Here is a 13,400-nt window from a genome sequence, read left to right on the forward strand (position 1 = left end):
TTATTTTCTAAAATTGCGTCAAACCGCGTGGATGGCGTAGCGCACGTCGGCGCGATCCTGGTCCTGCGCGCCCGCCACGACGAAACTGTCCCAGCCCAGCCGGCCGCCGGTGCGCTGTGCATCGAGCGTCATCCCGTGCACGTCGGCCGCGCGCAGCACCAGCTGCACTTCGTATTCCAGCGACACCCCGGTAAACATCGTCACCATGCTGGCCAGTGCCCGCGCAGCGCGCCCACCCGGCAGGAACGATTCATAGGCCGCCAGATCCAGCGGGCCGATCACGAGGCGCACGCGCAGGTCGCGCTGCCACACCCGCGCACCGGCCATCGCGCCGCCGCCCAGCACCGAATTGCCCATACCGAGCACGGTCTGCTGCGCATCCGGCACGTCGTACCAGCAGCCGACGAATTGCTCGACGCGGATCGGCTGACCAAAATATTCGGCCAGCACGCGGCCGATCTGCACGGCCGATGCGGGGCGGTGCGCCATCGCCGTCGCGAAATACGCGATCGACTCGTCCAGCACGCCCTCGCCATGGTCGGACAGGCGCCGGCGCAGCGATTCGTGGCCGGTGCCGGCCAGCGACAGCAGCAACGGCAGGAAGGCGTCCTTGCCGGCGCCGTGATACTTCAGCTCCAGCCGGTACTTGCGCCACGCTTCGTAGAACAGCGCCAGCGAGCGGTTCGAGAACGCGTCCAGGAAGGCGCGCGGGCCGTCGTCCTTCTCGTACAGCGCATGCGCGGCGATGCGCTCCGTGTAGTGCGCCGGCAGCGCGCCGCTGCTGCCGAGGAAGCCCATGAACGCGGGCGTCAGGCGCACGTAGCGCAGCTCGGTGGACTGCAGCGCGGCCGCCAGCGTGGCCGCCGTCGGCGCCACGTTGCGCGGCTCCGCTACCAGCGCTTCGATCTCGCTGGGGGGGAACGCCAGCGACATCGAGTTCTGGAAGCGCACGTAGTTCGCGATCGCGCCCTCTTCCGGCACGCCGCGCCGCCGCAGCCACAGCTCCAGCATGCGCACGGCCTGGAAGTACTGGAAGCGGTACGGCTCGGCGAACAGCCGCTCGATTACAGCAGGCTCAAATCGCCGCTTCGTGGCGTGCATCGCAGCAGCTCCTCTCCGGTCTTGTTCGATACGATCACGAGCTGCGTGAAGCTGTTGGCATGCACGTACAGGCCCAGGAAGCGTTCGACGATGTGGGCGAACGCATCGATCCCGCTGCCGACGAACGCTTCCACCTCGATCGTCAGGCGCACCTCGATGCCGCGCACCAGGCAGGCAAACGGATTGCCGGGCAACCACGTCGTCGCCGGCTTGTGCGCCACCGCCACGATGCCGCCGATCTGGCGCTGCGACGTGGGGGAACGCGGCAGGTCGTACATCGCCAGCATCTCTCGGAATGCGTCGACGCCGGCGCCGGACAGCGACAGGTGGTTCAGCGACAGGTGCGAGATCAGCCGCCAGTGCGCGCCGCGGCCCCGCTCGAAGCGGTGCGACGCCGTCGGCTTGCGCAGGAAGTTAATGCTGCGCACACTCGAGCCGCCTTCCAGGAACAGGTCGCCGCCGCGTACGCCGTAGCTGAGCGATGCCGGCAGGTCGCGGTTGGTGCACGTCAGCTCGAGGCTCAGCGTATCCGTCTCCACCTCGGCCGGGTCGAAGTCGATGTCGACCAGCGAGATCTGGGTTTCGTAGCCGGGGCTGCGCTCGGCCAGCAGTCCGTCGCGGCGCATGATCCAGTAATGGCCGTTCTTGTCCGGCGCCTGGCCGTGGCGCAGCGAATAGAACGGCCGGAATTCGACGATCGATTCGCCCTGCGGCGTCTGCCGCACGAGGCGCACCGAGTCGATCGCCTGCACCTCGTACGCGAACGCGCGGCGCGCATCGGCCAGCACCGGGTAGCTCGCGGAAGCGTGCGTCAGCCGGATCGGTTCGCCGCGCTGGCGGAACAGGTTGACCACCGGCGTGCAGCCCAGCAGCAGGTTGTTCGCCGACAGCATGCCGAGGATGCGCGCCATGTTCGAATCCGTGCGCAGGCCCGACAGGGCCAGGTGCAACGTGATCGTGCGGCAGCCGGACGGCAGCGCCGCGGTCAGCGCGGCCATATCGATATCGAAGAAGTTGAACTTCTCCGGGAAGCAGAAATATTCCGTCAGCAGCCGGTACGCGGCATGCGAACGGGCCGGGAAATCGATCAGCGACTCGTCCTCGCCGAAGCCGGCGGGGGTGACGGGAATGCGTGGCAACGGCACCCAGCGGCCATCGCCATCCGCTTCCACGTAGGCGCACACGCCGCGCATGAACAGCGCATCGCGCAGCGCGGCGCAGAACGACGCTTCGCCGTCGATGAACACGCGCAGCCGGGGCAGGCGCAGCTGCGCCAGCGTGACCTGGGCCGACGTGCTGGCCAGCTTGATACTGATCGCGGACGTGGCCTGCGGCGGCGGGCGCACCGCCTCCGGCGCGTCGATGATCGGCGAGAAGACAGCCTGCGACAGCGCGACCGGCGCCACGGTGACGGGATACGCCGTGCGGAACGTGCAGACGGCGCCGCGCACGGGGCGCGCCGTCAGCTGCGTGCCGCGGCCGATTTCGCTGGCGGCCGTCAGCTGCGCGGCCGCCGCGGAAAAGTCCATCCGCGCGATCGAGCATGACGGGAACGGCCGCAGGTAATGCGGGTACAGCACCTCGAAGAGGGCTTCGGTGAATTCGGGGTAATCGTCGTCCAGGCGCTTCGCGATGCGCGAATTGAGGAGCGCAAACGATTCGATCATGCGTTCGATGTGCGGGTCTTCGCACACCTCGCCGCCGATCAGCAGCCGGCCGGCGATCTTCGGATAACGCTCGGAGAATTCGCGCGCGTAGCGGCGCAGGAATCCGAGCTCCTGCTCGTAATACGGTAACAACTGGTCCAACTCAGGCTCCTGGCGCCGCCGCGCGGCGCGCCTTGCTTATCGTGTAGTGCAGGCTGGACGGCTGCAAGACTGCGTCGAAATTGACCGGCTCGTGGGCTTCGCTGAGCACCAGCAGCGCCGTTATCGCGAAATTGAGCCGGTTGACGGTATCGTCGCGCAGCTCGAGCCGTGCCTGCACATTGCGCAGGCGTGGTTCATGGCGCGCGATCGCCTGCTCGAGACAGCGGCAGATGAACGCGCGATCGTCCGCGCTCGACAGCGACAGCCCGGCGAAATCGTTCAGGCCATACGTCACGATCGAGCGCGCACATTCGGGATACCGTTTCAGCAGTCCTTCCGGCAGGACGAGGCGGGTGTTCAGCAGCGCCTCGAGATCGCGTGCCACCGAGTCCTTCATCTCCTCGAGCGACACGCGCGGCACCGTGCCGCCACCCGGGCCGTGGCCCGGGCTTTCCATCAGCCGGTCGAACAGTCCCGGCGTGAACCCTTTCATCGGTATCCCGACAAGGCGCCTTAGGCGACCTTGTTGGCGGACAGGTCCCAGCCGCCCGACGTGTTACCGCCGGTGCCGCCGCCGACCTTCTGCTGCGTATACTTCCACTTCACTTTCGAGTACTTGATCGCCACATCCTCGGTCAGGATGTTGCCCGGTTCGACGGACGGGGACACGCTGGAGATCAGCACGTTTTCCAGTTCGATTTCGAAGTACTTCACGCGTTCGCCCTGGCCGTCGGCGCGCAGGAATTCGAACTTCGCCTTCGGAATCGTTTTACCGGACGAGCAGGTTTGCAGCAGAACCGGCGTAGCCAGGTCGGCCAGCTTCGAGATCACGATGTCCTTGTGTTCCGTGCGCTCCGCCGTGTGGCCGCCGCCGGTGGAGGCGGTGGCCGACTTCGGCTGCAGAACTTCCCACTGGACGCTCTTGCACTCGATCCAGTCCTTGTGGGAGGTATCGGCCGATTCGCCTTTGATACCATCGATTTGCAGATAGACGTCGATTGCCATGTTGTTCCTTTCAGTATTATTGATAGACTACGTTTTGCATCAGGATTTGGTCGATGCCGGGAGCTCCGCGACCAGCCGGAGTGAAACAGACAGCTCGTCGAGCTGGAAATGGGGGCGCAGGAACGACACGGCGCGGTACACGCCTGGCCGGTCCGGCACCTCCGTTACCTGCACGGAAGCCTCGCGCAGCGGGAACTGGGCCTTCTGTTCCTGGCTGGCGTTGTCGTCCAACAGGACGTACTGCGTCAGCCAGCGGTTCAGGAAGTCCTCCACGTTCGACGCGGCGGCGAAGCTGCCGATCTTGTCGCGCATCATGGCCTTCATGTAATGCGCGATCCGCGACACGGCGAAGATGTACTGCAGCTGCGCGGACAGCACAGCGTTCGCGTTCGCCGCATCGTTGTTGTACTTGCGCGCCTTCTGCGCCGACTGGGCACCGAAGAAGGCTGCGTAATCCGTGTTCTTGCAATGCACCAGCGAGATGAAGCCCAGGTCCGACAGTTCCTTCTCGCGCCGGTCCGTGATCGCGATCTCGGTCGGGCACTTCAGGGCGACTTCGCCTTCGTCCGTCTTGAAGGTGTGGGTCGGCAGGTCCTCGACCAGGCCACCGCCTTCGACGCCGCGAATCGCGGCGCACCAGCCGTAGTCCTCGAACGCCTTCGTCAGCTTGGTGCCGAACGCGTAGGCCGCGTTACACCACAGGTATTTCTGGTGGTCGGTACCGTCCACGTCCTCGACGAAGTTGAAGCCTTCCGTCGTGGCGCCATCGGCCGGGTTGAACGGCAGGCGGCCCAGGAAGCGCGGCAGGGTCAGGCCCACGTAGCGCGAATCCTCGGACTCGCGGAACGACTTCCACTTCGCGTATTCAACGGTGTCGAACACTTTCGACAGGTCGCGCGGCTTGCCCAGGTCGGAGAAGCTCTCCAGGCCGAACAGCTCGGGCGACGCCGACGTGATGAACGGCGCGTGCGCGGCCGCCGCCACGTGCGACATCTGCTCGATGAAGTACATGTCTTCCGGCTGGCGGGTGATCTCGAAGTCGCCCAGCAGCGCGCCGAACGGCGCACCGCCGAAGGTGCCGAATTCCTCTTCGTAGACCTTCTTGAACATCGTGCTCTGGTCGAACTCGATGGCGCTCTGGAAGTCCTTCACGAGCTCGCGCTTGGTCGCGTTGAGCATCTTGACCTTCAGGTTCGGGCCGGTGGACGTGTTACGCACCAGGTAGTTCAGGCCCGTCCAGCTGCCCTCCAGCTTCTGGAATTCGGGCGCGTGCATCACGGCCGACAGCTGCGCGGAAATCAGGCGATCCAGTTCGGCCACGCGCGCATCGATCGTCGCGGCCAGATTGTTCGACACGACGACCGTGCCTTCCATCACCTGGTTCACCAGTTCCGAGATCAGGTCCTTGGCGCGGGCATGCTCCGCGCTCGACTTGGCAACCTTGCTCTGCTCGACGATCTGGTCCAGCAGGCCCGTTTCGGTATGGGTCGCGCTCGCTGCGGCCCCGGCGGCATTCGGTTGGGTGCTCATGGTCATTCTTTCGTTGCTTGCTGGCCCAGTTCGGCCAATTTCTCAGTGCTGTTCAACACGTCGTTGAGCAGGTCTTCCAGTTTGTCGTTGCCGGCCAGCTTGTTGCGCAGGTCCGCCAGGCGGGTACGCGCTTCCAGCAGCTTTTGCAGCGGCTCGATTTGCTGCACCACCGCCTCGGGGCGGAAATCGTCCATCGAGCGGAAGGTCAGGTCCACGGCGAATTCGCCGCCTTCGGCCGACAATTCGTTTTTCACGCGATAAGACGCGCGCGGCGCCACGCCTTTCATCACTTCGTCGAAATTATCCCGATCGACGCCGACGAAACTCCGTTCCTTCAGGCGTTTTTGCGGCACGTCGGAATTGCCACCGAAATCGCCGACCACACCTACTACCATAGGCAACTCTTTATTCTCTATGGCATCACCTATTTCCACGTCGTAAGTCATTTGCACGCGTGGCGGGCGGATTTTCTGGAGCTTTTTCTGAACGCTGGAGTTTTTAGACATATGAGTCCCCTGTGGGTTGGAACGGGCTTATTTCAGTGCGCCGAATGGATCCGCGGCCGAACCGGAGTCGGCTTTCTTGCCTTTGCGGCCCTTGGCCGCGGTGGCTTTCGCCGGCGTCGTGTTGGCAGCCGGCGCGGGCGGAACCAGCACCTGCTCGCCCAGGCTCTCACGGAGCAGCTTCGCCAGATCCTGCGACTCGGTGCGGATCGAACCGGACAGGTTGTTCTGGCGGCTCAGATCGGCCAGTGCACGGGTGGAGAGACGCAGGCCGCTGATCGCGATGATGCTGTTGGCCAGGCGGTCGTTCGGATCGCGCACCAGCACTTCCTGGGCGTTGACGATCGCTTCGCCATACTGGCCGGCGTCGTAACGGGTTTGCGCGATATTGCTCCACGGGGTTTTATCGGATGGATAGGCTTCGGCAGCCTGCTTCCACAGCGCGACCGCCTGCTCCTTCTGGCCGCTGGTGCTGGCCTGGCTCGCATTGGCCAGGAACTCCTCCATCGACGGCACGGCGGGCTTTTGCACGACCGGCGGGGTCGTGGTGCAGGCGCTCAAAGAAACGGCGCAAACGGCGGCGCCCACAAACCGGCCCATACGGCCAAACGGAATTACCAAGGTCATGCTGTCCTCAAACTGGTGTTAAAGATGATGCTTATACTATAATAAACTCGGCAAGCAGAATAATATCAGATCTACATTATTGCATGCATTCAATTTGTTACTGAATTGTGCGCGGGTATTAAGTGACTTGCCGAAGAAGCTAAATCTCACGAATTGTCACGACATCGGCCACATTCTCCCGAAGTTCTCCTGAAGTGCGTGCAATGTATCCCGAAGAAATGTTACTCTTCTGCCATTTGATGACTGGCAGCACGCAAGACTGACGAGGATGTACACAGCATGAGCAGCAAAATCTTATGGGGCGAAGGCTTGTTCCTGCGCCCCCAGCATTTCCAGCAGCAGGATCGGTACCACGAGGAGCGGCTGCACCGCAACGTCGGCTTGCTGCACCCCTACGCCTGGGGCGTCAGCACGCTGCAGGTGGACCGCGACGCGCTGGCGAACAACACGCTGCGCCTGCTGGAACTGGGCGTGCGCTTCCCGGACGGCGAGCTGTATAACGCGCCCGGCGCCGACGAGCTGCCCGACACCATCGACCTGTCGCAGTTGCCCCAGTCGGCGCAGGCGGTGACGTTCCACGTCGCCCTGCCCGCGTTCAAGCCGTTCGGTGCCAACTTCGGCGAAGCCGGCAGCGCCGTGCGTTACCAGCAAAACAACCAGGATACGCCGGATCTGTACACGCAAGCTGCGCCAGCTCAGCTTGCGTATTTGCGCAAGACGGTACGCTTGGTGTCGGACGCCGAGCCGCTTGACTCGTACGTGCATTTCCCGCTGATGCGGCTGCGCCGCGCGGCGACGGGCGGCTTCGAGCTCGATGCCGCGTTCGTGCCGCCCAGCCTGACGATCAAGAGCGCGCCGTTGCTGTTCCAGCAGTTGCGCCGCCTGCTCGACGCGCTGCAGGCGAAGGTCAGCGCGCTGTACGGCCACCACCGCGAACCGAGCAAGCACGTGATCGAATTCCGCTCCGGCGACATGTCGTCGTTCTGGCTGCTGCACACGGCCAGCACCGCATCCGCCGCGCTGGCGCATTACTTCCACCACCCTGCCCTGCACCCGGAGCGGCTGTACGAACAGCTGCTGTCGCTGGCGGGCAGCCTGATGACGTTCTCGAAGAGCTGGACACTGGCCGACCTGCCCGTCTACCAGCACGCCGATCCCGGTCCCGCGTTCGCGACGCTGCACCAGATCATCCGCGAGCTGCTCGACACGGTGATCTCGTCGAAGTACTTCGCGATCGCGCTGCGCGAAGTGAAGCCGTCGTACCACCACGGCATGCTGGACTCGCAGAAGATCGACGAACGCACGACGTTCTACCTGGCCGTTTCCGCCGACCTGCCGGCGACCGAGCTGCTGGACGTGGTGCCGCTGCGCTTCAAGGTCGGCGCCCCGGACGACGTCGAGAAATTCGTGCTGTCGGCGATGCCGGGCGTGCGCCTGGCGCATGCGCCGCAGGTGCCGGCCGCCGTGCCGGTGCGCCCGGATGCGCTGTACTTCTCCGTCGAGGCGAAAGGCCAGATGTACGAGCGCATGCTGCAGGCGCAATCGATCTCCATCTACGTGCCGGGCAATATGCCGGCCGTGAAGCTGGACCTCGTGGCAGTGACACAGTAAACACCGCGCAGTAAAACTATCCATTCCAGATGAGTGACCCGAAATGAGTAACGCCGCCGCCCCTTCGCTGATGGGCAATGCCGCCCCCGCCGCGCCGACCGCGCCGCAGACCCTGCTGGACCTGATGTACGACGGCTTCTATGCGCTGTTCATGCTGAAGAACGGCAGCGTGCCGCAGGACGATGCGGCATTCGCCCGCAAGCTGGCCCAGTTCCTGGACGATTTCGGCCGCAACGCCAAGAAGCAGAACGCATCGCCCGACGACGTGGACGCGGCGAAGTACGCATTCTGCGCGGCCGTCGACGAAATCATCCTGCGCTCGGACTTCCCGATCCGCGACGCGTGGGAACGCCGCCCGCTGCAACTGCTGATGTTCGGCGACCAGCTGGCCGGCGAGAACTTCTTCAACCGCCTGGAACAGCTGCGCGCCCGCGGCAGCGTGCACGTGCAGGCGCTGGAAGTGTTCCATATGTGCCTGCTGCTTGGCTTCCAGGGCCGCTACATCCTGGAAGGCTCGGAAAAGCTGAACTACCTGACGTCGCGCCTCGGCGACGAGATCGCCCACATGAAGGGCAAACGCGGCGGCTTCGCCCCGCATGCGGAGCGCCCCGACCAGATCCGCCACAAGCTGCGCAGCGACGTGCCGCTGTGGGCGCTGTATTCCGTGTTCGGCCTGATCTGCGTGCTGGGCTTCATCGGCCTGCGCACGTCGCTGGGCCACACGACGGAGCAGCGCATCAACGCCTATAACGACGTCGTCAAGATGGCGCCCCGCGCGGCCAACCTGACGATCACGCTGCCTTGATGGGCGCGTCGTTGCCGTTCCCTTCGGCGGCGCAACTCTTCGGCACCGGCCTGTCGCAGCATGCTCGCCTGATCACGCTGGCAAGCGTGCAGGACACGGCGCTGCCCGAAGCGCTGATGGCCGAACGGTTCACCGGCCGCGAGGGTGTCAATGAGCTGTTCGCGTTCGACGTCGATGCGCTGTCCGTGTCGACGGACCTGGACCTGTCCGCGTTCATCGGCGAAGAGCTGACCGTCACGCTGCAGCAGCCGGACGGCAGCCGCCGCGCATGGCACGGCCTGTGCACGCAGGCGGCCTGGCTGGGCGCCGACGGCGGCGTGGCCCGCTATCGCCTGAAGCTGGAACCGGCGCTCGCCCTGTTGGCCTTGCGCCGCGACAGCTACGTCTTCCAGGACAAGGACGCGCGCCAGATCGTGACGGAGCTGCTGTCGGACTACCCGCAGGTGCGCTTCGAATTCGACGTGACGCAGGAGCTGGCGCCGCGCGCCGTCTGCACGCAGTATCGCGAAAGTGACCTGGAATTCGTCACGCGCCTGCTGGCCTCGGAAGGCCTGTCGTGGCGCTTCGAACACGCCCAGCCGGACGACGACAGCCAGGACGGCCAGGCGCGCCACAAGCTCGTGATCTTCGACAGCCAGGCACGCATTCCCGAGATGCCGGACGACGCCACGCTGCGCTTCCACGGCATGCGCGCGACGGACACGGACGACGCGATCGACCAATTCGGCGCGCAGCGGCGCATCGCCCCGAACGCGGTGACGATCAGCAGCTGGGACCCGGCGCAACTGCTCGCGCCGGCGTCCGAACAGCAATCGTCGCTCGACCTGGGCGAAGTACCGACCCTGGCCATCCACGACGGCAGCGGCGAACGCATCGCCAGCGGCTTCGAGAACGGCGCCACGCCCGACCTGCACAGCCGCCTGATGCTGCAGGCGCTGGAGCAGGACAACAAGCTGTTCGACGGCGCCGGCGCGGTGCGCCGGCTGGCGCCCGGCCACGGCTTCCACCTGGCGCAGCACGACCGCTACCCGGAAGGCCAGAACGGCTTCACGGTACTGTGGGTGGAGCACGACGCCCGCAATAACTTCACGGCGCAGATCCGCACGCACCGCGACGGCGTGGAAAACGGCACCTACCGCAACCGCTTCGCCTGCATCCGCGACGCCGTGGCGATCGTGCCGCGCGCAATCGCCGCGCCGCAGCCGGTCACGGCCCCCGGCCCGCAGACGGCGCTGGTGGTGGGCCTGCCGGACGCTGTCGCGACGACGACGCGCGACCATCAAGTCAAGATCCAGTTCGCGTGGCAGCGCGGCACCGGCGCCAACCCGGGCGGGCTGACACACGACACGGACGAAGAAGGCAACGCGCCTGGCGACGAACGGTCCGGCACGTGGGTGCGCGTGGCCGAAGCGCTGGCCGGCCCGAACTGGGGCAGCCAGTTCACGCCGCGCATCGGCACCGAAGTGCTGGTGGACTTCATCGAAGGCGACATCGACCGCCCGATCGTCGTCGCGCAGCTGTACACGGGCAGCGACCTGCCGCCGTTCACAGCCGGCGTCGACTCGCAGGCGAACCACCCCGGCACGCTGTCCGGCATCCACACCAACGCATTCGACGGCGCCGGCTACAACCAGTGGCAGCTTGACGACACGCGCGGCCAAGTGCGCATGCGCCTGGCCACCAGCGCGGCCGCAACGCAGCTGAACCTGGGCTACCTGATCGCCCAGACGCCCGGCACCGCGCGGCGCGGATCGTACCGTGGCAGCGGCTTCGAGCTGCGCACGGACGCCTGGGCCGTGGTGCGCGGCGGCGACGGCGTGCTGCTGACGACGACCGCCCGGGCCGGCGCCGTCTCCACCCAGATGGACGCGGCCGAAGCGCTGGGGTCACTGAAATCGGCGCACGAGCTGGCGAAGACGATCGGCGAAGCGGCGGTGAACCAGCACGCGCTGTCCAGCGCCGAAGCGTTGAAGGCGCATGCGGACACGATCGCCCTGCTCGATCCGGAGGACAAGGGCAAGTTCGACGGCGACGTCAATGGTCATGCGGCGCAGAAGGCGCAGGATGGTTCGCGCGAACTCGATGCGGAGCAGCCAGTGGAAAAATTCGGCGCGCCGCTGGTCGTGATGGACGCTCCTTCGATCATCAACTGGGCGACGCAGGCGTCGACTGTGCTGTTCGCCGGCCAGCAGTTGCAATGGATCGCGCAAGGGGATGTGCACGTCGCGGCCGGTGCCACGGTGTCCACCGTCGCCGCCAACGCCGCGTCGTTCTTCACGCACGCCGGCGGGATCCAGGCGATCGCGGCGCAGGGGCCGGTGTCGGTGCAGGCGCATACGGATCAGCTGGAGATTTTGGCTGACAAGTCGGTCAGTGTGGTTTCCGTGTCGGATTCCATCGAGATTAAGGCCAATCAGAAGATTGTGCTGCAGGCGGGGCAGTCCTCTGTGACGCTCGAGGGTGGGGATATTACGTTTGCTTGCCCGGGGGAGTTTAGTGTCAAGGGTGGGCAGCATGTGTTTGATGGAGCCGCGCGCAAAACCGCCAACCTCCGCTCGTTACCAGGTCAACTGACGACTGAACAGAACTGGATCGCCCTGCACTATCTCGACCCGTATGTCGGTGAGGGCATTGCCGCAGCCGAGTATGAAATTCACTTTGAGGGCGGCCGCGTCCTTAACGGTAAGCTCGACGACCAAGGCCAGGCTCATCACGACAATGTCGAACGCAAGCGTGTAACGAAGGTGATTTACAAGCCGCGCACTCCGGAAAGCGAAAAACCGGCGGCGCCTTTTGAGGATTTAGCAAATGGTTGAGGGACAAAAACGCAAGGGGCTCCATGGCTGAGATCAACACTACGCAGATGCGGGATGCACTGGCGTGGTTAACAAACGACCAAAAGAAAGCAGACGATCCGAGCACAAACCCCTTTGAATGGTTCTGGGAAGCAATACAGGGCGACTTCAACGAAGACCGTTCCACTGGTCAATTAGTGATGGACGCAGCAATTTCGATGATACCGTTGGTTGACCAAGTTTGCGACGCAAGGGATCTCATCGCAAACTGTGTCAAACTTCGCAAGGACGTTACAGACGGCTGGGCGTGGGTCTCGTTAGGTTTGACTTTGATCGGTCTGTTCCCATTTGTGGGCTCCCTGGTCAAAGGCGTGCTCAAGATCTTCTTTGCATTCGTACGCCGGATGGGTGGGGCTGCGATCCTCAAAGCCGTTGACTTGGCGATGACTTGGGTGATTACGTTCCTGCGCCGTCGGGACGTGCAGAAATACCTGAGGCTGCACAAAATCGACGACGTCTTCAACTGGCTGGCGAAAGAGATCAGATCCATACGTGGCCGGATTAACGTCGCGGCTCTGCTAAACGCATTCGATCGAGGTATCAAGGTCCTGGAGGGAATGGTCGATAAGGTGGCGTATGTTCCCCTAATCGGAAAGAAGGCGCGCGGGTATCTTGAAGATGTTCAGAAAGTTCGCTTGGCAGCCAATGATTACCTTGCTGACCAGTTAAAGCCTCTCTTTGATATCTTCGATCGGATTGCATTGAGGCTAGACCGTGCAGCGCTCGAGAACATGCCGGGCATCGTAAATGTCAAGAACGTTCACTTCCGCGGCACTCTTCCAGAAGCGGCTGCGGTCAGGTTGATGGGGGAGCCAAACCCTCTCCCGGAATGGATGAGCAAAGGAAAAACTGGAAATTATCCTGCGCTGAAATACGATCGCTATAAAGACTACGTCGCCAAACAAGTCGCCAAGGGATGGCCACCACTCAATCAAAACAATATTGAGTCGTTTGCAAATATTCTGAAAGGAGAAATTTCGGGGCCTGCTCGGCTATACCGTATCCTTTCGCCCAATAGCCGGGCGATGAGCGATTGCTGGGTGACAGAGGAGGTTTTCAATGCTTTGAAGGCTGCAGAGAATCCGCGCGCCGCTTGGCGCCGGCACCTCGCTGTCTGGCCAGACTGGAACGTTAACGGACAGTTCGTGGTATACGACGTCAAACCTGGCGAGACGTTGAAGGTATGGCGCGGCAAGGCGTCGAGCCAGTTTAAGAAGAGTTTACCCGACCGTCATCTGGAGGGTGGCTGGGAACAAATTATCTTCAAACTGGACTATAGCGACGCCCGCAATGATACTATGCGGTTCTATAAACTCAATGGCGGAAAGAAGAATCGGCTGGAAGGCGCCATCAGTCAGGGAGAGTATTATAAGCTCCCAAAAGATGAGCAAGCACGTTATGTCAGCATACGGGAGAGCATCAATCACCCTAACATTAGCGGCCCGTTTGAAACAGGCTGGCGATATGAAGATTTCGACGGCGCAGGACTCGTAGATCGTATCGGTCTGCCAGCACTCCCTGGACAGACAACAAAGTTGGCAGATTAAAGAGAATC

General features: G+C 63.6%; 11 protein-coding genes. 4 read left to right on the forward strand and 7 right to left on the reverse strand.

The features are described from left to right. Window positions 1-18: 18 nt before the first annotated feature. The 7 genes from tssG to IP92_RS22460 are packed head-to-tail and all read right to left on the reverse strand — an operon-like array spanning window position 19 to window position 6,508. Window positions 19-1,101: a type VI secretion system baseplate subunit TssG gene (gene tssG / locus IP92_RS22430; protein WP_145879381.1), complete on the reverse strand. Its 1,083-nt coding sequence runs from the start codon at window positions 1,099-1,101 to the stop codon at window positions 19-21. Then, window positions 1,065-2,909 carry a type VI secretion system baseplate subunit TssF gene (gene tssF / locus IP92_RS22435; protein ID WP_145879384.1) on the reverse strand — a complete coding sequence of 615 codons (1,845 nt, stop codon included), beginning with the start codon at window positions 2,907-2,909 and terminating at the stop codon, window positions 1,065-1,067. Before tssF ends, tssG begins: the two co-directional genes overlap by 37 nt. Window position 2,910: 1 nt before the next feature. Further along, window positions 2,911-3,402, reverse strand: coding sequence for a type VI secretion system baseplate subunit TssE (gene tssE / locus IP92_RS22440; RefSeq protein WP_145879387.1), 492 nt, complete (start codon window positions 3,400-3,402; stop codon window positions 2,911-2,913). A 20-nt stretch (window positions 3,403-3,422) separates the two neighbouring features. Next, window positions 3,423-3,914, reverse strand: coding sequence for an Hcp family type VI secretion system effector (locus tag IP92_RS22445; protein WP_145879390.1), 492 nt, complete (start codon window positions 3,912-3,914; stop codon window positions 3,423-3,425). A gap of 39 nt (window positions 3,915-3,953) precedes the next feature. Then, on the reverse strand, window positions 3,954-5,444 hold the full coding sequence (gene tssC / locus IP92_RS22450; RefSeq protein WP_145879392.1) for a type VI secretion system contractile sheath large subunit: 1,491 nt from the start codon (window positions 5,442-5,444) through the stop codon (window positions 3,954-3,956). Window positions 5,445-5,446: 2 nt separating this feature from the next. Then, window positions 5,447-5,950, reverse strand: a complete 504-nt coding sequence (gene tssB, locus IP92_RS22455; protein ID WP_145879394.1) for a type VI secretion system contractile sheath small subunit — start codon at window positions 5,948-5,950, stop codon at window positions 5,447-5,449. Window positions 5,951-5,977: 27 nt separating this feature from the next. Then, the gene (locus IP92_RS22460) at window positions 5,978-6,508 is read right to left on the reverse strand and encodes a tetratricopeptide repeat protein (protein WP_229418923.1); all 531 of its coding nucleotides are present in this window, start codon (window positions 6,506-6,508) and stop codon (window positions 5,978-5,980) included. 345 nt (window positions 6,509-6,853) lie between these two features. Between IP92_RS22460 and tssK the strand changes: the two genes are divergently transcribed. Genes tssK through IP92_RS22480 form a run of 4 tightly spaced genes read left to right on the forward strand, consistent with a single transcriptional unit; the run spans window position 6,854 to window position 13,392 of the window. Next, the gene (gene tssK, locus IP92_RS22465; RefSeq protein ID WP_145879398.1) at window positions 6,854-8,185 is read left to right on the forward strand and encodes a type VI secretion system baseplate subunit TssK; all 1,332 of its coding nucleotides are present in this window, start codon (window positions 6,854-6,856) and stop codon (window positions 8,183-8,185) included. 43 nt (window positions 8,186-8,228) lie between these two features. Next, window positions 8,229-8,990, forward strand: a complete 762-nt coding sequence (icmH, locus tag IP92_RS22470; RefSeq protein ID WP_145879400.1) for a type IVB secretion system protein IcmH/DotU — start codon at window positions 8,229-8,231, stop codon at window positions 8,988-8,990. Beyond that, window positions 8,990-11,806 carry a type VI secretion system Vgr family protein gene (locus tag IP92_RS22475; RefSeq protein ID WP_145879402.1) on the forward strand — a complete coding sequence of 939 codons (2,817 nt, stop codon included), beginning with the start codon at window positions 8,990-8,992 and terminating at the stop codon, window positions 11,804-11,806. Before icmH ends, IP92_RS22475 begins: the two co-directional genes overlap by 1 nt. A gap of 23 nt (window positions 11,807-11,829) precedes the next feature. Beyond that, window positions 11,830-13,392, forward strand: a complete 1,563-nt coding sequence (locus IP92_RS22480; protein WP_145879404.1) for a hypothetical protein — start codon at window positions 11,830-11,832, stop codon at window positions 13,390-13,392. Window positions 13,393-13,400: the final 8 nt, after the last annotated feature.

The sequence above is a fragment of the Pseudoduganella flava genome (assembly GCF_007830495.1).
Taxonomy (GTDB): domain Bacteria; phylum Pseudomonadota; class Gammaproteobacteria; order Burkholderiales; family Burkholderiaceae_D; genus Rugamonas; species Rugamonas flava.

What these genes read in the sequence shown, in the direction of transcription:
- tssG (WP_145879381.1), bottom strand. Translation starts at nt 1,101, where the DNA reads ATGCACGCCACGAAGCGGCGATTTGAGCCTGCTGTAATCGAGCGGCTG.
- tssE (WP_145879387.1), bottom strand. Translation starts at nt 3,402, where the DNA reads ATGAAAGGGTTCACGCCGGGACTGTTCGACCGGCTGATGGAAAGCCCG.
- IP92_RS22445 (WP_145879390.1), bottom strand. Translation starts at nt 3,914, where the DNA reads ATGGCAATCGACGTCTATCTGCAAATCGATGGTATCAAAGGCGAATCG.
- tssC (WP_145879392.1), bottom strand. Translation starts at nt 5,444, where the DNA reads ATGAGCACCCAACCGAATGCCGCCGGGGCCGCAGCGAGCGCGACCCAT.
- tssB (WP_145879394.1), bottom strand. Translation starts at nt 5,950, where the DNA reads ATGTCTAAAAACTCCAGCGTTCAGAAAAAGCTCCAGAAAATCCGCCCG.
- tssK (WP_145879398.1), top strand. Translation starts at nt 6,854, where the DNA reads ATGAGCAGCAAAATCTTATGGGGCGAAGGCTTGTTCCTGCGCCCCCAG.
- icmH (WP_145879400.1), top strand. Translation starts at nt 8,229, where the DNA reads ATGAGTAACGCCGCCGCCCCTTCGCTGATGGGCAATGCCGCCCCCGCC.
- IP92_RS22475 (WP_145879402.1), top strand. Translation starts at nt 8,990, where the DNA reads ATGGGCGCGTCGTTGCCGTTCCCTTCGGCGGCGCAACTCTTCGGCACC.
- IP92_RS22480 (WP_145879404.1), top strand. Translation starts at nt 11,830, where the DNA reads ATGGCTGAGATCAACACTACGCAGATGCGGGATGCACTGGCGTGGTTA.